The organism is Pseudomonas sp. 20-5, from assembly GCF_056782835.1.
This window is the reverse complement of the sequence record NZ_CM165584.1, coordinates 1,350,842-1,373,819: the sequence shown is the minus strand read 5'-3', so window position 1 is coordinate 1,373,819 and position 22,978 is coordinate 1,350,842. Positions and strand designations below refer to the sequence as shown.

The window sequence follows — 22,978 nt, the reverse complement described above, 5'->3', positions numbered from 1 at the left end:
AAATTTCCCATGGAGCAAAAAGCGATGAGCAAGCAACACACCGGTTCCCTGCGTGGCCTCAAGCTGGCCCTGCTGGCCGTAGGCAGCAGCCTGGTCCTGGCCGGCTGCGCCGGCAACCCGCCGACCGAGCAGTTCGCCGTGACCGAATCCGCGGTGAATAACGCGGTGAGCGCCGGCGGCCCGGAATATGCCCCGGTCGAGATGAAGTCCGCTCAGGACAAGCTGAGCCAGGCGCGCATCGCCATGAACGACAAGGAATACGACCAGGCCAAGCGCCTGGCGCAGCAGGCCGAGTGGGACGCCCGGGTCGCCGAGCGCAAGACCCAGGCCGCCAAGGCGCAGAAAGCCGTGAAGGATGCCCAGCAGGGCGTCATGGAACTGCGTGAGGAAGGCATGCGCGATACGCAGCACTAAGCCGGATTCCGCCCTTCTTTCGTCGATTCGTGATTAAGGATGACCCCTATGCGTAAGTACATTGCCCTCCCCGCCGTATCCCTGCTGGCCCTGGCGCTGGCCGCCTGCTCCACGCCGCCGAACGCCAACCTGGAACAGGCCCGCAGCAACTTCTCCGCGCTGCAGTCGCAGCCCGACGCGACCAAGGTCGCGGCCCTGGAAACCAAGGACGCCGGCGACTGGCTGGCCAAGGCCGACAAGGCCTACCAGGATGGCGAAGACCAGCGCGACGTGGACCAACTGGCCTACCTGACCAACCAGCGCATCGAACTGGCCAAGCAGACCATCGTCCTGCGCAATGCCGAGGCGCAGTTGCAGAACGCCTCCGCCCAGCGCGCCCAGGCCCGCCTCGACGCGCGCACCGCGCAACTGGACAAGCTGCGTAGCCAACTGAATGCCAAGCAGACCTCGCGCGGCACCATGGTGACCTTCGGCGACGTTCTGTTCGATCTCGACAAGTCCGACCTGAAGCCCGGCGCCATGCGCAACATCCAGCAACTGGCCGAGTTCCTCCAGCAGAACCCGGAGCGCCAGGTGATCGTAGAGGGCTACACCGATAGCACCGGTTCCGCCAACTACAACCAGCGCCTGTCCGAGCGTCGTGCCGACTCGGTGCGCATGGCCCTGCTCAGCCGCGGCATCAGCCCGGAACGCGTAGCCACCCGTGGCTATGGCAAGGAATATCCGGTGGCCAGCAACGGCACCAGCTCCGGCCGTGCCATGAACCGTCGGGTGGAAGTCACCATTTCCAACGACGCCAAGCCGGTCGCGCCACGCTCCTCCGTCAGCGGCTGATAAGCCCTACGGAAGCCCAAAAGCCCCGCCATCCGGCGGGGCTTTTTCATGGGCGGGGCTTGAGCTTTCCAGGTATCAGCGGGCCACAGGCCGCTCGCCGAGCAAGCGCTGGTAGCGCTCGGCCATCGAGCTATCGAAGGCAACCAGGACGATTTCCTCCAGGCTGCTGTGCGCCGGGCGTTGCCGGCAGACCTCTTCGACGGCAATGGCCGCGGCCTGCTCCAAGGGATAGCCGTAGATGCCGCAGCTGATGGCGGGGAACGCGACGCTGGCCGCCCCGGCCTGCTCGGCCAGCGCCAGGCTGCGCCGGTAGCAGCTGGCCAGCAGCTCCGCTTCGCCGTTGTCGCCGCCGCGCCAGACCGGGCCGACGGTGTGGATCACGTGGGCCGCCGGCAGACGGAACCCACGGGTGATCTTCGCCTCGCCGGTCTTGCAACCGTGCAGCAGGCGGCAGGCCGCCACCAGTTCGGCACCGGCGGCGCGGTGGATGGCGCCGTCGACACCGCCCCCACCGAGCAGCGAGGAGTTCGCCGCGTTGACGATGGCATCCACCGCAAGACGGGTGATGTCTCCCTGCCAGACGCGGACCTCGGTCATTTCACTTCCTGCGGGACTTCCTGTCCGGCGCAGCGCACGGCGTGCTTCCTGTTGTCCACCAGCACGCCGGAAAGGCCCTTCTGCTCGGTGTCGAACAGCACCAGGACGCCATCGATGCACTGCGCGACCTGCTTGGCCGGCTCTAGGGACAGCTTCACATCTTCGCCGGGCAGGCTCTTCAGCATGGTGAAGTCGGCCAGCAACAGGGCGTCCTGCGGCTTGGCGAAATGCAGGTAGCCGTAGTACCAGAGCACGCCGACGGTGACGAAGATGGTACCGATGCCGGTCAGGATGCAGGGGAGTACGTTACGGTCGCTCATGGATTGCCTTCGGGTTTCGCGGATTCGCGGTTCGGGATTTCGGCCAGCCGGCGCAGGCCGGTGAAGCCATGGGGATCGTCGAGGAAGCGCAGCATCACTTCCTGCCAGGTCGCTTCGGCGAAGGTCTGCACGTGGCCGCCTCGGGTCAGTTGCAGGACCTTCGGCGGCCGCGCCTGGCGGTACAGGGCGATGCCGTTCTCGAGGGGCACAATGGTATCGTCGATGCTGTGAAAGAACAGCATGGGTGCGCCAGAAAGCCGCGCCACCGAATGGATGGCGCTGTCGTCGTCGGGCACCAGCCAGGACAGCGGCACCTGCAGTGGCCAGGTCAGCCAGGAACCGTCCAGCATGTGCCGGGCGATGCCGCGGTAGCTCGCCGGTACCCCGTCGAACACCAGCGCCTTGAACTGGCCCTGGCGCTGCGGATGCTCGGCCAGGTAGTGGATCGCCAGCGCGCCGCCGAGACTCTGCCCCAGCAGCACGCGCTCGGTGCCCTTCACCTCCGGCGCCTGGTCGAGCCAGGCGAACGCCGCGTCGATGTCGCGGTAGACCTCCGGCAGTCCCGGCTGGCCCTCCGACTGGCCGTAGCCGCGATAGTCGAGCATCAGCACCTGGTAGCCCTCGGCGGGCAGCCACCACGTGCCGCCGAGGTGCCAGGACAGGTTGCCGCCGTTGCCGTGCAGGTAGAGCACAGTGCCTTTCACCGGCACGCCTTTCTTCGCCGGCAGCCACCAGGCGCGCAGGCGCACGCCGTCGGCGGTGGTCAGGGTGACGTCGCGGTACTCCAGCCCGGCGCGCGCCGGAGTGATCTGCACCACCGGCTCGGGATAGAACAGCAGCGAACTGCAGCCACCGAGGAACAGCGCGCCGAGTACCAGCAGCGGGATCAGCAGGCGCTTCATCCGTTGTTGGTCCTTACCTCTTCGCGGGCGCGAAAGGTGGCGTCGTAGATGCGCCCGGCCAGGCGCGAGAACGGCAGGCTCTGCAGCCAGACGGTGCCGCTGCCCTTGAGGGTGGTCAGCAGCAATCCTTCGCCGCCGAACAGCATGCTCTTCAGGCCGCCGGCCAGTTGCACGTCGTAGTCGATACCGTCGGTGAAGGCCACCAGGCAACCGGTGTCGACCCGCAGCGTCTCGCCATTCAACTGGCGGCGGATCAGCGTGCCGCCGGCGTGGACGAAGACCAGGCCATCGCCCTCGAGCTTCTGCAGGATGAAGCCCTCGCCGCCGAAGAAACCGGCGCCCAGGCGCTTGGTGAAGGCGATGCCGACCCGGGTGCCATAGGCTGCGCAGAGGAACGAGTCCTTCTGGCAGAACAGGCGCCCGCCGACATCGTCCAGGTCCACCGCCACCACGCTGCCCGGATAGGGCGCGGCAAAGGCCACGTGCTGCTTGCCCTGGCCTTCGTTGGTGAAGTGGGTCATGAACACCGACTCGCCACCGAGCTTGCGCTTGCCGGCGCTCCACAGCTTGCCCAGCAGGCTGCCGTCGGAGCCGTCGCCCATCCGCGCGGTGAAGCGGATGTCGCCGGTCATGTAGTTCATTGCCCCGGCCTCGGCGATCACGGTTTCCCCGGGGTCGAGTTCGATCTCCACGGTCTGCATGGATTCGCCGAGGATGCGGTAGTCGAGTTCGTGGCTGGCCATCGCCGTTCTCCTTGCTTGCCGGCCGACCGCCCGCGCGCACCGGGAAAGACCGGCACGGCGGGGAACGGTCAGAGGATGTTCGCGTAGTCCGCTTCGATGCGGTCCAGGCTGAGGTGGTTGAGGAAGTTCGAGAAGCACATCCAGGCCGACAGCGCGTTGAGGTCGCGGAACTGCGGCGGCAGGTACTTCGGCGGCGCCACCAGGCCCTCGTCCACCAGTTGGCGCAGGGTGCGCATGTCTTCCAGGGTGGTCTTGCCGCAGAACAGCAGGGGGATCTGTTCGAGCTTGCCCTTGCGCACGGCGAGCTGGATGTAGTTGTAGATGAGGATGAAGCCCTTCAGGTAGGACAGGTCCTTGGTGAACGGCAGGCCATCCGGGGTCGAGCCGCGGAAGACCCGGCTGGCGTTCTGGTAGCTGTCCTCCAGGCTGTAGCCCTGCTCGCGGTAGAAGTGGAACACGTCGAGGAAATCGGCGCCCTCCTCGGCCATGTGGATCGCCCGGGTGCGATTGGTCAGCTTGCGCAGGCGGGTCGGGTAGGAGGCGAAGGCGATCACCTCCATCAGGATCGCCAGGCCTTCCTGGGTCACGGTGGAGGACGGCGGTCCCTTGGCGAGGAAGGTGCAGATCGGCTGGCTCAGGCCGTTCAGGGTGGTGCCGACGTGCACCAGGCCCTCGTGGACCTCCAGCGCGCGCACGTCGCGCTCGTTGAACAGGGCGTCGGCGCGTACCTTGATGTAGTCGGCGCCGGCCGCCGCGTCGGCGACGATGCCGTCGGACTCGAACACGCGGATGGTGCCCTCCTCCTCGCCGAACACGGTGTTCAGCCGCGCCTGGAGGATCGGTACGACCTCCTTGGCGGTCAGGGTCTTGGGTTCGTCCTTGAGATCGCCGCGGTCGGCGATGTTGTTCAGGTAGTCGGAGAGCATCAGGCCGAGGTCGGCCAGGGTCGGATCGCCGGCATGGAAGGCGTCCGAGGCCGAGCCGTAGAGTTCCTGGGAGATCAGCCCGAGGTCCGGGGTGCCGCGCGCCTCGAGCATGCGAATGACCATTCGGTATTCCTTGCACATCCGCCGCATGATCTGCCCGACCGGGTTGAACTGGCCCAACTGGCGGGTGATGTCGCGCTCGATGTTCTGGAATTCCTGCTTCTTGGCGCTGGCGTCGAAGGCCAGCGGGCGGCTGTCGTAGTAGCCGCGATCGACCTTCGGCGCATGCTTGCCGCGGCCCTTGAGGAAGTCCTGGCGGATCCCGTCGTCCCATTTGATCGCATCCAGCACGCGGATCGGCGTCTGCGCCTCGACGATGCGATCGGACAGGGAGCGGATGATCTTCTGGTAGTCGTTCTGCGCCTTGCGCTGGCTCATCGGCAATCTCATTGGGTGACCCGCTGGAAGCGGGCGGCCTCGACGAACACGTCGGAATTGGCGGGATCGTTCAGGTAGGCGAAGACCTTCGCCAACGGGCTGCGCACCAGCGCGCCCTTGCCCTGATCGCTGTCGACGGTCTCGCCGTCGAGCTGGCCGGCGCCGAGGTCCTCGACGATGCGCTCGACGTCGAGGTTGTAGATCACCAGCTCGTCACCGTCGGTGATCTCGAAGCCGGCGATGATGAAGTTGCCGCCCAGGCTCTTCGGCAGGCCGGCCGACAGGTACCAGCGCTTGCCCTGGTGGGAGACGGTGAAGCCGTAGTCTTCCAGGCTCTCGGTATTGTCCTTGCTGTCCACGTAGCTGAGCGCACGGTAGACATTGCTGCCGGAACGGGTGATCTCCAGGAATTGTTCTTCCTTCCACTCGTTCTCGCGGCTCCAGGTCCCGAGCAGATGGCTCGGCGCCGCCTCGCGCGGCGGTATCGGCTCCTTGAAGGTGACCAGGCAACCGCCCAACAGCAGGAAACTCAGGACCACCAGGCAACGCCAGGCTTTCATCACACGCTCCTTAGGAACCCTCCGCAACCTGCGACCGGCTGGCCGAGGGAAGGTTCGGGTATGAAAAACCCCGCCATGGCGGGGTTGACGCTCAGGTCACAGGCCCATGACCAGATTCAGGTACCGTCTGAGTATGGCGCGCATTTCGTCCACGGCCAGTTGCTCGACTCCGTCCACGAGGCCCTGATATTCCATCTGCAGAATAATCGACGTCAACACCTTGGCGTCCTGCTCGGGCTGCCCGGAACCGAGCACCTGGAAGAAATGCACGGCGCCGAGGGAGAGAATCCGCTGGTGGGCATCGGCCAGTTCGCGCAGGCGCGGGTTGAGCAACGCCTCCTGGCGGAAGGCCTGTTCGGCCAGCAGGTGCTCGCGGCGCTCGGTGAGCTGGACCTGGACATACTGCACGGCCAGCTCGACGATCCGTTCCACCAGCGAGCCACGGGCGCCGGGGTCGTCGGCCAGCACCGCGGCCATCTCCTGGAGGTCGCCCTCCACGCTGCTCCAGAACGCCGACAGCGCCTCTGCGTTGCGCTCGACGAAGAGGGCGAAGGTGTCGGTGATGAGATCGTCGATGTCCTTGAAGTAGTAGGTGGTGGCCGACAACGGCACCTGGGCCTCGGCGGCCACCGCGCGGTGGCGCACGGCCCGTACGCCGTCGCGGACGATCAGGCGCATGGCGGCATCGAGAATCGCCTGGCGCCGCTGCTCGCTGCCCTGGCGGCTGGCCTTGCGGCCCTGGTAACGAACGCTTTCGGCTACCGCGCTGGCGGCCTGCGCGGCGCTGTCTCTGGGAGCTACTCGGGACACGGTGTTTCCTCCGCTCGCGGACGATGGGGCATTGTTCGGACTTTTTCGCGTGGAATCAATCGGCCGCTATCGGGGAAGCTCCGATCCCACCCGCACCTTCCGTGGTCAGCCGGCGGATCGGCGGTTATCGGCCCCTGGCCCGGCGGCCGGGACACCGCGCGGCCATGAAAAAACCGCCCGAAGGCGGCTTTTCCATGGACTGTTGCGGCGCTCAGGCCTGCGGGCGCATGTGCGGGAACAGGATCACGTCGCGGATCGACGGCGAGTTGGTCAGCAGCATCACCAGGCGGTCGATGCCGATGCCTTCGCCGGCGGTCGGCGGCATGCCGTATTCCAGGGCATTGATGAAGTCGGCGTCGTAGTGCATCGCCTCGTCGTCGCCGGCGTCCTTCTCCTTGACCTGCAACATGAAGCGCTCGGCCTGGTCCTCGGCGTCGTTCAGCTCGGAATAGGCATTGGCGATCTCGCGGCCGCCGATGAACAGCTCGAAGCGGTCGGTGACGCTCGGGTCTTCGTCGTTGCGGCGGGCCAGCGGCGAAACCTCGAAGGGGTAGCGGGTGATGAAGTGCGGCTGCTCCAGCTTGTGCTCCACCAGTTCCTCGAAAATCATCACCTGCAGCTTGCCCAGGCCTTCGTGGCCGAGGACCTTGGCGCCGGCCTTCTTGGCGATGGCCCGCGCCTTCTCGACGTCGTTGAGGTCGGCGGCGGTGATCTCCGGGTTGTACTTGAGGATCGAATCGAACACCGACAGGCGCACGAACGGCTCGCCGAAGTGGAAGACCTTGTCGCCGTAGGGCACGTCGGTGGTACCGAGTACCGCCTGGGCCAGTTCGCGGAACAGTTCCTCGGTCAGGTCCATGTTGTCTTCGTAGTCGGCGTAGGCCTGGTAGAACTCGAGCATGGTGAACTCGGGGTTGTGCCGGGTCGAGACGCCTTCGTTACGGAAGTTGCGGTTGATCTCGAAGACCTTCTCGAAACCGCCGACCACCAGGCGCTTGAGGTACAGCTCCGGGGCGATGCGCAGGAACATGGCCATGTCCAGCGCGTTGTGATGGGTCTCGAACGGCTTGGCCGCGGCGCCGCCGGGGATGGTCTGCAGCATCGGGGTCTCCACTTCGAGGAAACCGCGCTCGCTGAGGAAACGGCGGATGTGGGCGATGACCTGGGAACGCACGCGGAAGGTGTGGCGGGTTTCCTCGTTGACCATCAGGTCGACGTAGCGCTGGCGGTAGCGCTGCTCGGTGTCGGTCAGGCCATGGTGCTTGTCCGGCAGCGGACGCAGCGACTTGGTCAGCAGGCGCACGCTGGTCATGTCGACGTACAGGTCGCCCTTGCCCGAGCGGGCCAGCACGCCTTCGGCGCCGATGATGTCGCCCAGGTCCCAGGTCTTGATCTCGGCCAGGGTTTCTTCCGGCAGGGTCTTGCGGTTGACGTAGACCTGCAGGCGCTCGCTGCTGTCCTGGAGGACGATGAAGGAACCGCGGTTGAGCATGATCCGACCGGCCACCTTGACCGGGATCGCTGCGGCTTCCAGCTCTTCCTTGGTCTTGTCGGCGTACTGTTTCTGCAGGTCCGCGAAGTAGGCGTCGCGGCGGAAGTCGTTGGGGAAGGCGATGGCCCGGGCTTCGCGCACGGCGGCAAGTTTTTCCTTGCGCTGGGCGATCAGCTTGTTTTCTTCCTGTTGCAGTTCGTGCTGGTCGAGTTGTTGGTCGCTCATGGTCTTGGTGGTTCCTGGTTAGGCTCTCTTGCCTGTGGAAACGGATTGCGCAACAGGGGCGAAAAGCGTAGCGAACGCCGGCCAGGCAAGGCGGGAAATGGCGAGGACACGGAGTTCACGATCGTAAAAAACGAGCAGTCCGAACCATTTTCCAACGCGGCCTGGCCAGGCGCAGCAGCTTTACAGCCCCTGTTTGAGGCTGGCTTCGAGGTATTCGTCTAGATCGCCGTCGAGCACCTTGTCGCAGTCGCTGCGCTCGATACCGGTACGCAGGTCCTTGATCCGCGACTGGTCGAGCACGTAGGAGCGGATCTGGTGGCCCCAGCCGATGTCGGACTTGGAGTCCTCCAGGGCCTGGGACGCGGCGGTACGCTTCTGCATTTCCAGCTCGTACAACTTGGCCCGCAGCATCTTCATCGCGGTGTCCTTGTTGGCGTGCTGGGAGCGTTCGTTCTGGCACGCCACCACGGTATTGGTCGGCACGTGGGTGATCCGCACCGCCGAATCGGTGGTGTTCACGTGCTGACCGCCCGCGCCGGAGGAGCGGTAGGTATCGATGCGCAGGTCGGCCGGGTTGATCTCGATCTCGATGTTGTCGTCGATTTCCGGCGATACGAACACCGCGGTGAACGAGGTGTGGCGACGGTTGCCGGAGTCGAACGGACTCTTGCGCACCAGGCGGTGCACGCCGATCTCGGTGCGCAGCCAGCCGAAGGCGTACTCGCCCTTGATGTGCACGGTGGCGCCCTTGATGCCGGCGACCTCGCCCTCGGACAGCTCGATGATAGTGGCGTCGAAGCCGTGCTTGTCGGCCCAGCGCAGGTACATGCGCAGCAGCATGTTGGCCCAGTCCTGGGCCTCGGTGCCGCCGGAGCCGGCCTGGATGTCCAGGTAGGCGTTGTTCGGGTCCATCTCGCCGCTGAACATGCGGCGGAACTCCAGCTTCTCGAGGATCTCGCGCAGACGCTCGACTTCGTTGGCAACGTCGTCGACGGCGCCCTCGTCGTCTTCCTCGACCGCCATGTCCAGCAGGTCGCGGGAGTCGGCCAGGCCGCTGGTCAGGTCGTCCAGGGTTTCCACCACCTGCGCCAGCTGGGCGCGCTCGCGGCCGAGGTTCTGGGCGTATTCAGGGTTGTTCCAGACGTTGGGGTCTTCGAGCTCGCGGTTTACTTCGACCAGGCGATCATGCTTCTGATCGTAGTCAAAGATACCCCCGAATGGTCTGGGTGCGCTCGGAGAGGTCCTTGATGCTGTTGAGGATCGGGTTGATTTCCATGGCTGGCGCTCACTCGCGGGAAAACGTCGAAAAGCTGCGAAGTATACTGCACTTGCGCCCCACAGGCAGTACGCCGGCCTCTATTTAATGCCGGCCGGCGACGCATGGCCGCCGCGCGCCGCTCAGCCCGCCGGGGCCGGCGGCACCGGCTGTTCCATCAGGCCGACCTGGTTGCGGCCATTGTTCTTGGCCTGGTAGAGCGCCTGGTCGGCCATCTCGATGAGAACCCGGAAGGTTTGCCCGCCGCCGCCCGGCACCAGGGTGCTGACGCCGATGCTGACGGTCAGGTGCGAGCCCGGGCGTGGCTGGTCGTGGCTGATCTGCAGGCTCTCCACCGTGCGCCGGACCTTCTCCGCCAGCAACCGTGCGCCGCCCGGCGAGGTGCCCGGGAGGACCATGGCGAACTCCTCGCCGCCGTACCGAGCCGCCAGGTCCGAGGAGCGACTGCAGCCCTCGCGGATGGCCCCGGCGACCTGGCGCAGGGCCTCGTCGCCGGCGACGTGGCCGAAGGTGTCGTTGTAGCTCTTGAAATAGTCCACGTCGATCATCAGCAGCGACAGTTGCGACTGCTCGCGCAGCGAGCGGCGCCACTCCATCTCCAGGTATTCGTCGAAGTGACGACGGTTGGAGAGCCCGGTCAGGCCGTCGGAGTTCATCAGCCGCTGCAGCACCAGGTTGGTCTCCAGCAACTGCTGCTGGCTCTCGCGCAGCGCCCGATAGGCCTCGTCGCGTTGCTGCAGGGCGATGTACGAACGCGAGTGGTAGCGGATCCGCGCCACCAGCTCGATGGCGTCAGGCAGCTTGACCAGGTAGTCGTTGGCGCCGGCGGCGAACGCCGCGCTCTTCACCGTCGGCTCTTCCTTGGTCGACAGGACGATGATCGGGATGTCGCGGGTCGCCGGGTTGCTGCGGTAGGCAGCGAGCAGCGTGAGGCCGTCGACGCCGGGCATCACCAGGTCCTGGAGGATCACCGTCGGCTTGATCTGGTTGGCCACCGCCACCGCCTGCTGCGGATCGGAACAGAAATGGAAGTCGATGCCCGCCTCGCTCGCCAGTGAGCGACGCACAGCCTCTCCGATCATGGCCTGATCATCGACAAGCAGTACCATGACCGCGCCGTCCAGAGGGGCGCCCAGGTCGGTCTTGCTCTCATGAGGGTTGTGCATGTTTCTCTCCGGGACCGGGGCCCCTCGTATCAAATTGAATGCTGTTCCACGCACCGCCGCGGCGGGCGCCGGCGCCTACCCTGGCGCCTGGCCGGAGTCGAACCCGGCTAATCGAATACCTCCGCCAGGCGCGGGGCGATCTTTTCCAGGGAAAGGATCTGCACCGCTGCATCGATCGCCGCCGCGGCCTTCGGCATCCCGTAGACTGCGCAACTGGCCTGGTCCTGGGCGATGGTGAGGAAACCGCGCTCGCGCATCTGCTTGAGGCCCTGGGCGCCGTCGCGGCCCATGCCGGTCAGCAGCACGCCCACGGCATCGCCACGCCAATAATTCGCCACGCTCTCGAAAAACACGTCGATGGACGGCCGGTAGACGAAAGAACGCGGTTCGGCGGTGTACACCAGCGAACCGTTGCGCAGCAGGCGGATGTGATTGTTGGTCCCCGCCAGCAGGATCTGCCCCGGTATCGGCGGCTCGCCATCGCGCGCCAGGCGCACCGGCAGCTTCGATTCGCTGGCCAGCCATTCGGCCATGCCGGCGGCGAATACCTCGTCGACATGCTGCACCAGCACCACCGCGGCATTGAAACTGGCCGGCAGTTGCTTGAGCAACACCGCGAGCGACGCCGGACCGCCAGCCGAGGCGCCGATCGCCACCAGACGCTGGCGCGCCCCGCCGGCCTTCGGCGGCACCACCTGGACCTTGCCACGGTTATCGCGCTGGCCGATCAGCCAGCCGACGTTCTGAATCTTGCGCAACAACGGCGCCGCCGCCGTTTGCGGGTTGCCGATGCCCAGCGCCGGCGTGTTCACCGCATCGAGCGCCCCATATCCCATCGCTTCGAAAACCCGGTGCACATTCTGCTCGATATCGACGGTAACAATCACGATCGCGCAAGGACTTTCCGCCATGATCCGACGAGTTGCCTCGACGCCGTCCATCACCGGCATGAGCAGGTCCATCAGCACCACGTCGGGCGTATCGGCGGCGCACTGGGTCACCGCCTCGGCACCGTTGCTGGCGACCCAGACGATCTGGTGCTGCGGCTCGAAGGCCAGCGCGCGGCGCAGCGCCTCGACGGCCAACGGCATGTCATTGACGATTCCGATCCTCAACCCTGTGCTTCTCCGATCAGGACGACGACGGCATCCAGCAAGGCCTCATCGTGGAAACTGGCCTTCGCCAGATAATAGTCGGCGCCGGCGTCGAGACCGCGCCGACGGTCCTCCTCACGATCCTTGTAGGACACCACCATCACCGGCAGCGACTGCAGGCGGCTGTCGCGACGCACCAGGGTGACCAGTTCGATACCGTCCATGCGCGGCATGTCGATATCGGTGATGAGCAGGTCGAAATGCTCCGAGCGCAGGGCGTTCCAGCCGTCCATGCCATCCACCGCCACTGCCACGTCGTAGCCGCGGCCGAGCAGGAGCTTGCGTTCCAGCTCACGCACCGTGAGCGAGTCGTCGACCACCAGGATGCGCTTGCGTTGCGCCCCGCCGGCCTGCCGCCGGCTGCGATCGATGCGCTCCAGGCGGCCGCTGCTGAGCAGCTTGCCGACCGAATGCAGGAGGTCCTCGACGTCCAGGATCAGCACCGGCGAACCGTCGTCCAGCAAGGCGCCGGCGGAAACGTCGCGCACCTTGCCCAGGCGCGGATCGAGAGGCATCACCACCAGGGTACGCTCGCCGACGAAACGCTCCACGGCGACGCCGTAGACCGCATCGCGGTCGCGCACCACCACTACCGGGATGGCCCCTTCGGTGCGGCTGCTCTCGGGCCGCTGCAGCAGTTGCGCAGCCGAGACCAGGCCGACATGGCGACCCTCGTACCAGAAGTGCTGGCGACCTTCGAGCTGGACGATCTCCTCCGCTTCCAGCTCGCACATGCGCTCGATGTGCGCCAGCGGGAAGGCGTAGGCCTCCTCGCCGATCTCCACCACCAGGCTGCGCACCACGGACAGGGTCAGCGGCACCTCGACGTGAAACAGCGCTCCCTGCCCCTGGCGTTGCTCCATGCGCACGCCGCCGCGCAACTGGCGGACCATGTGCTGCACGGCATCCAGTCCGACGCCGCGACCGGACACCTCGGTGACCTGCTCGCGCATGCTGAAGCCGGGCAGGAAGAGAAACGCCAGGAGTTCCTCCTCGCTCAGTTGCGCCACGGTCTCGGCGGTGGCGAACTGGCGATTGAGCACGGTCTCGCGCAGGCGCTGCAGATCGATGCCGCCGCCGTCGTCGCTCAGTTCCAGGACCAGCATGCCGGCGTGGTGGCGGGCGCGGATGGTGATCCTGCCCTCGGCCGGCTTGCCGGCGGCGAGGCGGGTTTCCGGCGCCTCGATACCGTGATCGACGGCATTGCGCAGCAGGTGGGTGAGCGGCGCTTCGAGTTTTTCCAGGACATCCCGGTCGACCTGGGTGCTTTCGCCCTCGACCAGCAGGCGCACCTGCTTGCCCAGCGAGCGGCCCAGGTCGCGAACCATCCGCGCCTGGCCGCTAAGGACGTCGGCGAATGGCCGCATCCGCGAGGCCAGCGCCGCGTCGTAGAGCACCTGGGCACGCTGGCCGCCCTGCCAGGCGAACTCGTCGAGATCGGCGATGTGCTGCACCAGCATCTGCTGGCATTCGCCAATCAGTTGCCGCGCCTCGCCGAGCATGGCCTGGGCCTGCGGGTCGAGGGCGGTTTCCTGGACCGTCTCGCGTACCACGTCGAGCGCGCGGCTGGCGCTGGACTGCAGGCGACGCAGGCGTTGCAGGGAATCGGCCAGCGGCTTGATGCGCTGGAACTCCACCAGCGACTTGCTGGAGATATCCAGCAGCCGGTCCAGGCGTTCGGCGGTGACCCGCAGGACCCGGCTGCGGCGCTCCTCGGCCTGTTCGCCGCCCGCCTGCCCGGCGGGCTCCTCGTCGTTGTCGTCGCTGGCGGCCGCTGACGCCGCTGGCGGCGCCTCGGGGACCGCTTCCGGCAGACCGGGAGTCGTCGCCGGCAGCTCCGCGCGGGCCAGCGGCAGGCCGCTGCGCACCAGGCCTTCGAGGCGCAGCACCAGGCCGTCGATCTCTTCCCGCCCGGCGCCTTCGGCCCAGCCTGCGTCGCCGGCTGGCGGGGTGCCGATACGCAGCAACAGGTCGCAGCCCTGGAGCAACGCATCGATATGTTCCGATTGCAGGAGCAGGCGTCCGTCCTGCGCCTCCACCAGGCAATCCTCCATGACGTGCGCCACGCGCACGCCGGCGTCCAGCCCGACGATCCGCGCCGCGCCTTTCAGCGAGTGCGCGGCGCGCATGCAGGCTTCCAGTTGGTCGGCCTGGGTCGGGCTGCGCTCCAGCGCCATCAGGCCGGCGTTGAGCACCTGGGTCTGGGCCTCCGCCTCGAGCCGGAACAGCTCGAGCAGCGACGCGTCTCTCATCTGGTCCGGGGTCATGCCAGGCTCCGCGCTACGGCTTGCAGGAGAGGGCCTTCGTCGAGCAGGGTGATGCTCCGCTCGCGCCATTGCAGCACGCCGGCCACGTGCCGGCGCGAGGCCTGGCCGTCGGCGTGGTTGGGCGGCAGTATCCGCGCCAGCGGAATCGCATGGATGCCGTCGACTTCCTCCACCGGCGCCACCACCGGACCGCCGGCGGCGGAAATGATCAGCATGCGCGGAACCACCCGGCGCTCGCTGACCGGCGCGGCGCCGGGTTCGAGATCCAGCAGTTCGCCGAGGGAAAGGCAGGCGACCAGCGCGCCGCGCACGTTGGTCACCCCTTGCAGGGCGCGCGAGCGCTGGTGCGGCAGGGAATGGATAGGATTCATCGGCGCCACTTCCACCAGGCTGCCGGTGGCCAGGCCGAACCACTCTTCGCCCAGGCGGAACACCAGGATCGAACGCGTCTCGCCGAGGTCGCTCTGTTCGCGCTGGCTGTCCATCGTTTCGGCGCTGTCGAGCTGGTCCTGGCGCAGGGCGATGCGGTCCAGCAAGTAGGTCGCCGCGGCAGCGTAAACCTCGCAGTTGCGGCAATGGACATGCTCGGCCAGGCGTTCGCAGGACTTGTCGCCATGCACGCCGATGCGGTTCCAGCAGTCATCCACCTGTTGGGTATCGAGCAAGGTCAGGCTCGCCTCAACCATCTTTGTTCACTCCACGGGCCGCACGTTGCTGCAGGCGCCGGGCGCCGGCATGGTCGCCGCGAGCGGCGAGCAGCGCCGCCAGGTGCGCCAGCGCCTCGGCGTGCTGCGGCTCCAGGTACAGGGCCTTGCGGTAGAAATCCTGGGCTTCCTGCTCCTGCCCGGCGACATCGCTGAGCAGCCCGAGCCAGTAGAAGACCGTGGCCGACGGCCCACGCGCGGCCAGTTGGCGCTCGCAGGCGGCGCGCGCCTCGCGGTGCTGGCCGGCATCCGCCAGGCGGGCGATTTCGTCGAACTCGCCGACGGGACTGGCGAGGGGCTGGCCGCTGGCTGGCGGAACCAGGCTGGACAGCCGCTGGCGCGGTTTCGCCGGTGGCGGCGGCGAAGGCCGAATACTCGCACGCTCCACGGCGGCGGCAACGACCGGGCGCGCTCCGTCGCTCACCGCCTTGGGCCGCGCGCCGCGGGGCGCCTCGCTGGTCCGGCGGAACACGAAAGACAGCGGCACGCCGATCGGCTGCATGCCGTGCTGGCTGAGCAGGCTCGCCTCGGCCGGACCGATGAACATCGCGCCGTCCGACCGCAACAGGCGCTTGAGCACCTCGACCACCTCGCTCTGGGTCGGGCGGTCGAAATAGATCAGCAGATTGCGACAGAACACGAAATCGTAGGGTGCCTCGCCCGCCAGTAGCCCGGGATCGAGCAAATTGCCGCAGCGGAAGCGCACCTTGCGGCGAACCTGCTCGGCCAACTGGTAGCCCTCGGCAACCTCGCTGAAATGGCGGTCGCGAAACCCCAGTTCGTCGCCGCGAAAGGAATTCCTGCCGTACACCCCGAGGCTGGCGCGCTCGATCACCCGAGCGCTGACGTCCAGGGCGTCGACCTCGAACAGGTACTCGGAGAGCCCGGCATCGAGCAAGGCCATGACGATGGAATACGGCTCCTCGCCGGTGGAACAGGGCAGGCTGAGGATCCTTAGCGCGCGTCCGCCGCCCAGGCTCGGCAGGCGCTCGAAGGCCAGCCTGGCGAGGGTGGTGAACGACTCCGGGTAGCGGAAGAACCAGGTCTCCGGCACCACCACCGCTTCGATCAGCGCCTGCACCTCGCCCGGAGAGCCGTTCAGGCGCATCCAGTATTCGTCCTCGTCGTGCAGCGCGAGGCCGCTCATGCGCTGGCGTACCGCGCGCTCGATCACCGCGCTGCCCACCGAGCTGGCATCCAGGCCGATCCTGCTCTTGAGCAGGCGTTCGAAGCGATCGTTCATGCCGTCCCCTCGCCGCACTCCGGCGGGAACAGCAGGGCGCGCACTTCGTCGGGCAGCAATGCCTCGACCCGCACCCATTGCACCAGTCCCCGTGGTCCTTCATAGACCGGACCGAGATAGCGGGCCCCGCCGTTGTCCAGGCCATAGTCGCGGAACGCAGACGGTTCGCAGCGCAGGGTATCGGTGGCCTGTTCGAGGATCAGTCCGAGCCAGACCGGCTCCCGGTCCTGGCGGGCGCGGTATTCGACCAGCACGATGCGCGTGCTGGTGCGGGCCAGCGCCGCGCGGCCGAAGGCCATTGCGCAGAGGTCGAGCACCGGGACCAGGACGCCGCGATGGGAGAACACCCCGGCGACCCATTCCGGCGCCTCCGGAATGCGCTTCAGGCGCAGCAGCGGCAGCACTTCGACCACTTCGCGGGCATCCAGGGCATAGCGGTCGCCTTCCATGCGGAACAGCAGGAACAGCTTGCTGGTGCGTCGATGATCGCCGGTGGAGCGGGACACGGTCACAGCCTCAGACTTTGAAGCGGGATACGCCGTTGCGCAGCCCGTTCGCCACCAGGTTCAGCTCATCGATGGCGAAGCTGGCCTGGCGCAGCGACTCCACGGTCTGCCCGGTGGCCTCGCCCAGTTGCACCAGCGCCTGGTTGATCTGCTCGGCACCGGTAGCCTGGGCCTGCATACCCTCGTTGACCATCTGCACCCGCGGCGCCAGCGCCTGCACCTGCTGGATGATCTGCGACAGTTGCTCGCCGACCTGGCCGACCTCGGCGATACCGCGGCGGACCTCCTCGGAGAACTTGTCCATGCCCATCACCCCGGCCGATACCGCCGACTGGATCTCGCGCACCATCTGCTCGATGTCGTAGGTGGCGACCGCGGTCTGGTCCGCCAGCCGGCGCACCTCGGTGGCCACCACGGCGAACCCGCGGCCGTACTCGCCGGCTTTCTCCGCCTCGATGGCGGCGTTCAGCGAGAGCAGGTTGGTCTGGTCGGCGACCTTGACGATGGTGGTGACCACCTGGTTGATGTTGCCGGCCTTCTCGTTGAGGATCGCCAGCTTGGCGTTGACCAGGTCGGCCGCACCCATCACGTGGTGCATGGTTTCCTCCATGCGCGCCAGGCCCAACTGGCCGGAACCGGCCAGGGTCGACGTCTGCTCGGCGGCGCCGGAGACTTCGCTCATGGTCCGCACCAGGTCGCGCGAGGTGGCGGCGATCTCGCGAGAAGTGGCGCCGATCTCCGTGGTGGTCGCGGCGGTTTCGGTGGCGGTGGCCTGCTGCTGCTTGGAGGTCGCGGCGATCTCGGTGACTGAGGTGGTGACCTGCACCGAAGAACGCTGGGCCTGCGACACCAGGCCCTTGAGCTCTTCGGCCATGCCGTTGAAACCGGTCTCGATGGCGCCGAATTCGTCACGCCGGCCGAGGTTCAGGCGTGCGGTGAGGTCGCCACCGGCCATCAGGTCGAGGCTGCGGACGATCTTCTGGATCGGCTGGGTGATCGCCCGCAACAGCAGGAACCCGCAGATGCCGGCTACCACCACCGCCAGCAGCAGGGTCACCAGCATGCTCAGTTCGGCATCGTCCACCGCGTTTACGATGTTGTCCGAGGCGCGGTCGGCGATGTCCTTGTTCAGCTCGATCATCTCGTTGAGGTACTTGCGGCCCTCGCGCCAGTGCTCGGTCAACGGGCCGGCGACGAGCTTGCCGGCTTCCTCGAAGCGCTTCTCGCGGTAAAGCTCGAGCACCTTGTCGTGCTGCTCCAGGTAGTTCTTGCGCACGGCCTGGAAACCGGCGAGCAACTCGTGGTCGCGGGCCTCGTCCGGGTTCATGGTCTTCTGGTAGGAGGCGATCTGCTGGTCCAGGCGCTCCTCGCTGGCGAGGATACTGTCGGCCTCGGCCTTGCTCAGCTCGTGGTCGTCGGTGATGCCGAACAGTTCCTGGGTCTGCAAGTAGTTGTCGGTCCACGAACTGCGTACCAGCGTGATGAAGTACATCCCCGGCATGGCGTCGTCCTGGACACGGTAGGCGCCCTTTTCCACCGTCAACATCTTCACGTACGCAGTAGCGGCCATCAGCAGCATGATCGCGATGATCACGGCGAAACTTGCCAGGATTCGCTGGCGAACAGTCCAGTTCTTCACATTTTTCCCCAAGACTCGAGTCCGGATTCGTTCCTGCCGCCACAACGGCCCGTCAATCGCGCGGACTGTATAGGCCGTCCCCGGCACCGGCAAGCAGCGCCATAGGGTTTTCCCGCTATTGTAGGCGCTGGAAAGGCGTTTTTTGACGCCAGAAGTGTGGCAGAAAGAGAAAGAAAGAAAACTGGCATGCCAGACTTTTCTGAGAAGACAGGCTCATCACGGAGGGAATGTGCGCCCCGTCCCCATGCCGGGAACGGGGCGCGATTTCACCGGTGGATGTCGGTATGGCGGGTTTCGCGGAGGAACAGCAAGGCGCAGACCAGGCTACCGCCGGTGATCAGCACCGGATACCAGAGGCCGTAGAAGATGTCGCCGGTGTACACCACCAGGGCGAACGAGACCGTGGGCAGGAAGCCGCCGAACCAGCCATTGCCGATGTGGTACGGCAGGGACAGCGAGGAATAGCGGATGCGGGTCGGGAACAGTTCGACCATCAGCGCCGCCAGCGGGCCGTAGCAGAGGGTGGAGATCAGTACCAGGGCGAAGATGATGGCGATCACCATCGGCTTGTTCACCTGGCTGCCGTCGGCCTGCTGCGGATAGCCTGCCGTCTTCACCGCGGCCGCCATCGCTTCGGCGTCGAAGCCGGCGATCTCGGTCTCGCCGATCCGCACCCTGACGTCGCTGCCGGCGGGCGCCGCCACCGTCGAGTAGGGCAGGCCGGCCTTGACCAGGAAGGTCTTGACCTTGTCGCAGGGGCTGTCGAAGGTCGCCTTGCCTACCGGGTCGAACTGGAAAGTGCAGGTCGCCGGGTCGGCCACCACGCTGATCGGCGACTGCCGGCTGGCCTGGTCGATGGCCGGGTTGGCGTAGTGGGTCAGGCCCTTGAACAGCGGGAAGTAGAACAGCGTGGCGAGCAACAGGCCGGCCAGCAGCACCGGCTTGCGGCCGATGCGGTCGGACAGCCAGCCGGCGACGATGAAGAACGGCGCGCCAAGCACCAGGGCGACGATCAGCAGACCGTTGGCGGTGCCGCCATCGACCTTGAGCACCTGGGTAAGGAAGAACAGCACGTAGAACTGCGCCGTGTAGAAGGTCACCGCCTGGCCGGCATTGATGCTGAACAGCGCGGTCAGCACCACCTTCAGGTTGCCCCACTGGGTGAAGGACTCGCGCAGCGGCGCCTTGCTGACCTTGCCCTCGGCCTTCATCTTGAGGAACGCTGGCGACTCGCGCATGGACAGGCGGATCCAGGTGGAGATGCCCAGCAGGACGATGGACAGCAGGAATGGCAGGCGCCAGCCCCAGGTCTCGAACTCGTCGCCGGTCAACTGGCGACAGGCCAGGATCACCAGCAGCGAGAGCAACAGGCCGAGGGTCGCGGTGGACTGGATCCAACTGGTGTAGCTACCGCGCTTGTTCGCCGGGGCGTGCTCGGCGACATAGATCGCCGCGCCGCCGTACTCGCCGCCCAGGGCCAGGCCCTGGAGCATGCGCAAGGTGACCAGGATGATCGGCGCGGCGACCCCGATCGAGGCATAGGTGGGCAGCAGGCCGACAGCGAAGGTCGACAACCCCATCAACAGGATGGTCACCAGGAAGGTGTACTTGCGCCCGATCATGTCGCCCAGGCGGCCGAACACCAGCGCGCCGAAGGGCCGCACCAGGAAGCCGGCGGCGAAGGCCATCAGGGCGAAGATGAAGGCCGTGGTGTCGTTGACGCCGGCGAAGAACTGCTTGCTGATCACCGCCGCCAGGGCGCCGTAGAGGAAGAAGTCGTACCACTCGAAGACCGTGCCCAGCGAGGAGGCGAAGATCACCTTGCGCTCCTCCTGGGGCGTGGTCGCAGGCACTGTGTAGGAAGGGGTCGTTGCGTACTCGGTCATTGCGGCTCTCCCGCCCCTTGTGGGGGCTCTTATTGTTGTCTGCCATTTCCGTTTTCAGCGTCGACCGCTGCGGCGCCGGGCGCCACGCGATACGGGGTGTAGCGATCCTCAGGCCTCCACCGCCTCCTTGCCGCCGGCCGCCATGGCGCTTTCGACGACCTGCGGCGCGGCCTCGCGGCGGCGCTCGGCGAGAATCATCTGCGCCGCCTTCTCGGCGATCACCAGCACCGGCGAACAGGTGTTGCCGGAGGTCAGGCTGGGCATGATCGAGGCATCGGCGATGCGCAGGCCGGGGATTCCGTGCACCCTCAATTGCGCATCCACCACCGCTTGCGGCCCCTGGCCCATGCGGCAGGTGCCGGCAGGGTGGAAGATGGTGGTGCCGATCTCCGCCGCAGCGCGCTGCAGATCCTCTTCGCTGCGGTATTCCGGGCCGGGCTTGTATTCCTGCGGACGGAAGGCGGCCAGCGCCGGTGCGGCGGCGATGCGGCGGGTCAGGCGTATGGCGTCGGCGGCGACCTTCAGGTCGCGCGGATCGCTCAGGTAGTTGGGCTGGATCGACGGCGCCTCGCCCGGGTCGAGCGAGCGGATGCGCACCGTTCCCCGGCTGTGCGGACGCAGGTCGCAGACCGACGCGGTGAACGCAGAGAAGGCATGCAGCGGCTCGCCGAAGCGATCCAGCGAGAGCGGCTGGACGTGGTATTCGAGGTTGGCCGAGGGCTGCTGCGGATCGGAGCGGGCGAAGGCGCCCAGTTGGCTCGGCGCCATCGACAACGGCCCGCTGCGGCTCGCCAGGTAGCGCAGGCCCATGCCCAGCTTGCCCCATAGGCTGCCGGCGATCTGGTTGAGGGTGGGAACGCCGTCGACCTTGTAGATCATGCGCAGCTGCAGGTGATCCTGGAGATTGCCACCAACCCCGGGCAACTCGTGGACGACCCCGGCGCCGAGCTGCTCCAGCAGGTCCCGCGGGCCGATCCCGGAGCGTTGCAGCAGGCACGGCGAACCGATCGCGCCGGCGCTCAGGACGATCTCGCGGCGCGCCTCGAAGCGCTGCTCGCGGCCCTGCCAACGGACCGACAGGGCCCTGGCGCGGCCGTCCTCGAGGAGCACTCGCTGGACTTCGGCATGGGTCAGAACCGTCAGGTTGGCGCGCTGGGCGATGCCGCGCAGGAAGCCTTTCGAGGCATTCCAGCGCACCCCGCCGCGCTGGTTGACCTGGAAGTAGCCGCAGCCTTCGTTGTCGCCACCGTTGAAATCCTCGACGCTGGCGATGCCGGTCTGCGCCGCCGCCTGCTGGAAGGCATCGAGCAGCTTCCAGGAGAGCCGCTGGCGTTCTACCCGCCATTCGCCGCCGGCGCCGTGCATTTCGCTGGTCCCGGCGAAATGGTCCTCCATCCTGCGGAACAGCGGCAGCAGTTCTCTCCAGCTCCAGCCCGGATTGCCTTCGGCCACCCACTGGTCGTAGTCGCGGGCCTGGCCACGCATGTAGATCATGCCATTGATCGAGGAGCATCCTCCGAGCACCTTGCCGCGCGGGTACTTCAGGGAACGACCGTTGAGCCCGGGGACCTCGTCGGTGTCGAAGCACCAGTCGGTACGCGGGTTGCCGATGCAGTAGAGGTAGCCGACGGGAATGTGGATCCAGGGATAGTTGTCCGGGCCGCCGGCTTCCAGCAGCAGGACACGGTTGGCAGGGTCGGCGGAAAGCCGGTTGGCCAGCAGGCAGCCGGCAGGTCCGGCGCCAACGATGAGGTAGTCGTAGGTATCCAGTACCTCGGGCATGGCGAGCCTCGTCTTGTCGTTCTTGTGATGGGCCGTCGGACCTGCGGATGACCGGCAAGTCTCGAACGGCTTGAGGCTAGTCGTTCATTCGCGATAAAAAAACAAACGTTTCGGGGCAGCTATTGTTCGTTTTCTAACAGCCCCCCCCTCGGCCCGGCAGAAGGCGCTCCCCATGTTCGACTGGAATGACCTGCGTTTCTTCCTCGAGTTGCAGCGCAGCGGTCGCCTGCTGACCGCCGCCAAGCGTCTCGGCACCACTCACGCCACGGTGGCCCGGCACATCGAGAACATCGAGCGCGACCTCGGCACCCAACTGTTCGCCCAGCACACCGGCGGCTACCAGTTGACTCCGGCCGGCCAGGCGCTGCTCAAGCACGCCGAGGCGATGGAGAACACCGCGCTGCTCGCCCAGGAAGAAATGAGCCAGAGCATCTCGCCGCTGGGGCAGATCCGCATCGGCGTCACCGAAGGCCTCGGCAGCGTCTTCCTCGCTCCGCGCCTGGCGCAATTGATGCGCCACTACCCGGGCCTGGAGGTCGAGCTGGTCTCGGTGCCGCGCTTCGTCAGCATCACCAACCGCGAAGCGGACATCGCCATCTCCCTCGACCGGCCGAGCGCCGACCTGGTGATCACCCGCCTGCTGACCCGCTATCGCCTGGCGTTGTTCGCCAGCCCCGCCTACCTGGAACAGGCGCCGCCGCTGCGCGACCGCGACGACCTCGGCAGGCACCAGTGGATCGGCTACGTCGACGACCTGCTGTTCAGCCAGGAACTGATGTTCCACCACAGTTTCTGCCGCCACCCGCAGGTCGTGTTCCGCAGCACCAGCGTGGTCGCCCAGCAGCAGGCGGCACAGGCCGGCATCGGCCTGGCGATCCTGCCGCACTTCATGGGTAGCCGCGATCCGTTGCTGGTACCGGTGCTGCCCGAGGAAAGCATCCAGCGCGAGTACTGGATGAGCACCCGGCGGGAGCTGCACCGCTCGGTGCGCCTGCGGGTGGTCTGGGACTTCCTGCTGGAGCTGTGCCAGCGCGAGCGAGAGGTTCTGCTCGGCCCTTCGACAACGCCGCCGCCATGATGGCGGCGGTTATCCG

Annotated in this window: 21 protein-coding genes; 3 read left to right on the top strand and 18 right to left on the bottom strand. The window is 66.8% G+C overall.

Annotated features, from left to right (window positions below):
- Positions 1–9 precede the first annotated feature (9 nt).
- Complete coding sequence (locus tag AC1RB9_RS06445) at positions 10–414, top strand: DUF4398 domain-containing protein (protein ID WP_003092495.1); 405 nt, start codon at positions 10–12, stop codon at positions 412–414.
- A 48-nt stretch (positions 415–462) separates the two neighbouring features.
- Positions 463–1,248, top strand: a complete 786-nt coding sequence (gene lptF, locus AC1RB9_RS06440) for a lipotoxin F family OmpA-related lipoprotein LptF (RefSeq protein WP_003092499.1) — start codon at positions 463–465, stop codon at positions 1,246–1,248.
- 75 nt (positions 1,249–1,323) lie between these two features.
- On the opposite strand, the gene AC1RB9_RS06435 is transcribed toward lptF, so the two are convergent.
- The 18 genes from AC1RB9_RS06435 to AC1RB9_RS06350 all read right to left on the bottom strand — a co-directional run bounded on the left by AC1RB9_RS06435 (position 1,324) and on the right by AC1RB9_RS06350 (position 21,884).
- Entirely contained in the window at positions 1,324–1,845 is a 522-nt protein-coding gene (locus AC1RB9_RS06435) for an O-acetyl-ADP-ribose deacetylase (protein WP_003092502.1), read from the bottom strand.
- A complete protein-coding gene (locus AC1RB9_RS06430; RefSeq protein WP_003092509.1) occupies positions 1,842–2,165 on the bottom strand; it encodes a PA3694 family proteiin in 324 nt (107 codons plus the stop codon). The genes AC1RB9_RS06435 and AC1RB9_RS06430 overlap by 4 nt, the downstream gene beginning before the upstream one ends.
- On the bottom strand, positions 2,162–3,067 hold the full coding sequence (locus AC1RB9_RS06425) for an alpha/beta hydrolase (protein WP_003103721.1): 906 nt from the start codon (positions 3,065–3,067) through the stop codon (positions 2,162–2,164). The genes AC1RB9_RS06430 and AC1RB9_RS06425 overlap by 4 nt, the downstream gene beginning before the upstream one ends.
- Complete coding sequence (locus tag AC1RB9_RS06420) at positions 3,064–3,810, bottom strand: TIGR00266 family protein (RefSeq protein WP_003113847.1); 747 nt, start codon at positions 3,808–3,810, stop codon at positions 3,064–3,066. Before AC1RB9_RS06420 ends, AC1RB9_RS06425 begins: the two co-directional genes overlap by 4 nt.
- Before the next feature lie 68 nt (positions 3,811–3,878).
- A complete protein-coding gene (locus tag AC1RB9_RS06415) occupies positions 3,879–5,174 on the bottom strand; it encodes a flavohemoglobin expression-modulating QEGLA motif protein (RefSeq protein ID WP_003092515.1) in 1,296 nt (431 codons plus the stop codon).
- 8 nt (positions 5,175–5,182) lie between these two features.
- The gene (locus AC1RB9_RS06410; RefSeq protein WP_003103725.1) at positions 5,183–5,734 is read right to left on the bottom strand and encodes a hypothetical protein; all 552 of its coding nucleotides are present in this window, start codon (positions 5,732–5,734) and stop codon (positions 5,183–5,185) included.
- Positions 5,735–5,830: 96 nt separating this feature from the next.
- Positions 5,831–6,544: a TetR/AcrR family transcriptional regulator gene (locus AC1RB9_RS06405; RefSeq protein ID WP_003092520.1), complete on the bottom strand. Its 714-nt coding sequence runs from the start codon at positions 6,542–6,544 to the stop codon at positions 5,831–5,833.
- A 211-nt stretch (positions 6,545–6,755) separates the two neighbouring features.
- Positions 6,756–8,261, bottom strand: a complete 1,506-nt coding sequence (gene lysS / locus AC1RB9_RS06400) for a lysine--tRNA ligase (RefSeq protein WP_003103728.1) — start codon at positions 8,259–8,261, stop codon at positions 6,756–6,758.
- A 180-nt stretch (positions 8,262–8,441) separates the two neighbouring features.
- A protein-coding gene (gene prfB, locus AC1RB9_RS06395; protein ID WP_010895661.1) for a peptide chain release factor 2 occupies positions 8,442–9,537 on the bottom strand; the annotation gives its coding sequence in 2 pieces (ribosomal slippage) (positions 8,442–9,464 and positions 9,466–9,537; 1,095 coding nt in all).
- A gap of 122 nt (positions 9,538–9,659) precedes the next feature.
- Entirely contained in the window at positions 9,660–10,703 is a 1,044-nt protein-coding gene (wspR, locus tag AC1RB9_RS06390) for a Wsp signal transduction system regulator diguanylate cyclase WspR (protein WP_003453677.1), read from the bottom strand.
- Positions 10,704–10,810: 107 nt separating this feature from the next.
- The gene (gene wspF / locus AC1RB9_RS06385) at positions 10,811–11,818 is read right to left on the bottom strand and encodes a Wsp signal transduction system protein-glutamate methylesterase WspF (RefSeq protein WP_003092534.1); all 1,008 of its coding nucleotides are present in this window, start codon (positions 11,816–11,818) and stop codon (positions 10,811–10,813) included.
- Positions 11,815–14,124 (bottom strand): Wsp signal transduction system sensor histidine kinase WspE, encoded by a 2,310-nt coding sequence (gene wspE / locus AC1RB9_RS06380; protein ID WP_003103736.1) that lies wholly within the window; start codon positions 14,122–14,124, stop codon positions 11,815–11,817. The genes wspF and wspE overlap by 4 nt, the downstream gene beginning before the upstream one ends.
- Positions 14,121–14,810: a chemotaxis protein CheW gene (locus tag AC1RB9_RS06375; RefSeq protein WP_003103738.1), complete on the bottom strand. Its 690-nt coding sequence runs from the start codon at positions 14,808–14,810 to the stop codon at positions 14,121–14,123. Before AC1RB9_RS06375 ends, wspE begins: the two co-directional genes overlap by 4 nt.
- Positions 14,803–16,071: a CheR family methyltransferase gene (locus tag AC1RB9_RS06370; protein WP_003122132.1), complete on the bottom strand. Its 1,269-nt coding sequence runs from the start codon at positions 16,069–16,071 to the stop codon at positions 14,803–14,805. Before AC1RB9_RS06370 ends, AC1RB9_RS06375 begins: the two co-directional genes overlap by 8 nt.
- Positions 16,068–16,583, bottom strand: a complete 516-nt coding sequence (locus AC1RB9_RS06365) for a chemotaxis protein CheW (RefSeq protein ID WP_003106290.1) — start codon at positions 16,581–16,583, stop codon at positions 16,068–16,070. The genes AC1RB9_RS06370 and AC1RB9_RS06365 overlap by 4 nt, the downstream gene beginning before the upstream one ends.
- Before the next feature lie 4 nt (positions 16,584–16,587).
- Entirely contained in the window at positions 16,588–18,216 is a 1,629-nt protein-coding gene (gene wspA, locus AC1RB9_RS06360) for a Wsp signal transduction system chemoreceptor WspA (protein ID WP_003106291.1), read from the bottom strand.
- A gap of 266 nt (positions 18,217–18,482) precedes the next feature.
- Entirely contained in the window at positions 18,483–20,102 is a 1,620-nt protein-coding gene (locus AC1RB9_RS06355) for an MFS transporter (RefSeq protein ID WP_003106293.1), read from the bottom strand.
- 108 nt (positions 20,103–20,210) lie between these two features.
- The gene (locus AC1RB9_RS06350; RefSeq protein ID WP_003453683.1) at positions 20,211–21,884 is read right to left on the bottom strand and encodes a GMC family oxidoreductase; all 1,674 of its coding nucleotides are present in this window, start codon (positions 21,882–21,884) and stop codon (positions 20,211–20,213) included.
- A 172-nt stretch (positions 21,885–22,056) separates the two neighbouring features.
- Here AC1RB9_RS06350 and AC1RB9_RS06345 point away from each other — a divergent pair, with 172 nt between their 5' ends.
- Positions 22,057–22,962, top strand: a complete 906-nt coding sequence (locus AC1RB9_RS06345) for a LysR family transcriptional regulator (RefSeq protein ID WP_003106297.1) — start codon at positions 22,057–22,059, stop codon at positions 22,960–22,962.
- The last annotated feature ends 16 nt before the right edge of the window (positions 22,963–22,978 follow it).

Excerpts from the sequence above, each read along its gene's own strand:
- AC1RB9_RS06445 (WP_003092495.1), top strand. The coding sequence starts at position 10 with ATGGAGCAAAAAGCGATGAGCAAGCAACACACCGGTTCCCTGCGTGGC.
- AC1RB9_RS06350 (WP_003453683.1), bottom strand. The coding sequence starts at position 21,884 with ATGCCCGAGGTACTGGATACCTACGACTACCTCATCGTTGGCGCCGGA.
- lysS (WP_003103728.1), bottom strand. The coding sequence starts at position 8,261 with ATGAGCGACCAACAACTCGACCAGCACGAACTGCAACAGGAAGAAAAC.
- AC1RB9_RS06425 (WP_003103721.1), bottom strand. The coding sequence starts at position 3,067 with ATGAAGCGCCTGCTGATCCCGCTGCTGGTACTCGGCGCGCTGTTCCTC.
- wspE (WP_003103736.1), bottom strand. The coding sequence starts at position 14,124 with ATGACCCCGGACCAGATGAGAGACGCGTCGCTGCTCGAGCTGTTCCGG.
- AC1RB9_RS06355 (WP_003106293.1), bottom strand. The coding sequence starts at position 20,102 with ATGACCGAGTACGCAACGACCCCTTCCTACACAGTGCCTGCGACCACG.
- AC1RB9_RS06435 (WP_003092502.1), bottom strand. The coding sequence starts at position 1,845 with ATGACCGAGGTCCGCGTCTGGCAGGGAGACATCACCCGTCTTGCGGTG.
- AC1RB9_RS06430 (WP_003092509.1), bottom strand. The coding sequence starts at position 2,165 with ATGAGCGACCGTAACGTACTCCCCTGCATCCTGACCGGCATCGGTACC.
- AC1RB9_RS06375 (WP_003103738.1), bottom strand. The coding sequence starts at position 14,810 with ATGGTTGAGGCGAGCCTGACCTTGCTCGATACCCAACAGGTGGATGAC.
- AC1RB9_RS06345 (WP_003106297.1), top strand. The coding sequence starts at position 22,057 with ATGTTCGACTGGAATGACCTGCGTTTCTTCCTCGAGTTGCAGCGCAGC.
- lptF (WP_003092499.1), top strand. The coding sequence starts at position 463 with ATGCGTAAGTACATTGCCCTCCCCGCCGTATCCCTGCTGGCCCTGGCG.
- AC1RB9_RS06420 (WP_003113847.1), bottom strand. The coding sequence starts at position 3,810 with ATGGCCAGCCACGAACTCGACTACCGCATCCTCGGCGAATCCATGCAG.
- AC1RB9_RS06370 (WP_003122132.1), bottom strand. The coding sequence starts at position 16,071 with ATGAACGATCGCTTCGAACGCCTGCTCAAGAGCAGGATCGGCCTGGAT.
- AC1RB9_RS06415 (WP_003092515.1), bottom strand. The coding sequence starts at position 5,174 with ATGAGCCAGCGCAAGGCGCAGAACGACTACCAGAAGATCATCCGCTCC.
- AC1RB9_RS06410 (WP_003103725.1), bottom strand. The coding sequence starts at position 5,734 with ATGAAAGCCTGGCGTTGCCTGGTGGTCCTGAGTTTCCTGCTGTTGGGC.
- wspR (WP_003453677.1), bottom strand. The coding sequence starts at position 10,703 with ATGCACAACCCTCATGAGAGCAAGACCGACCTGGGCGCCCCTCTGGAC.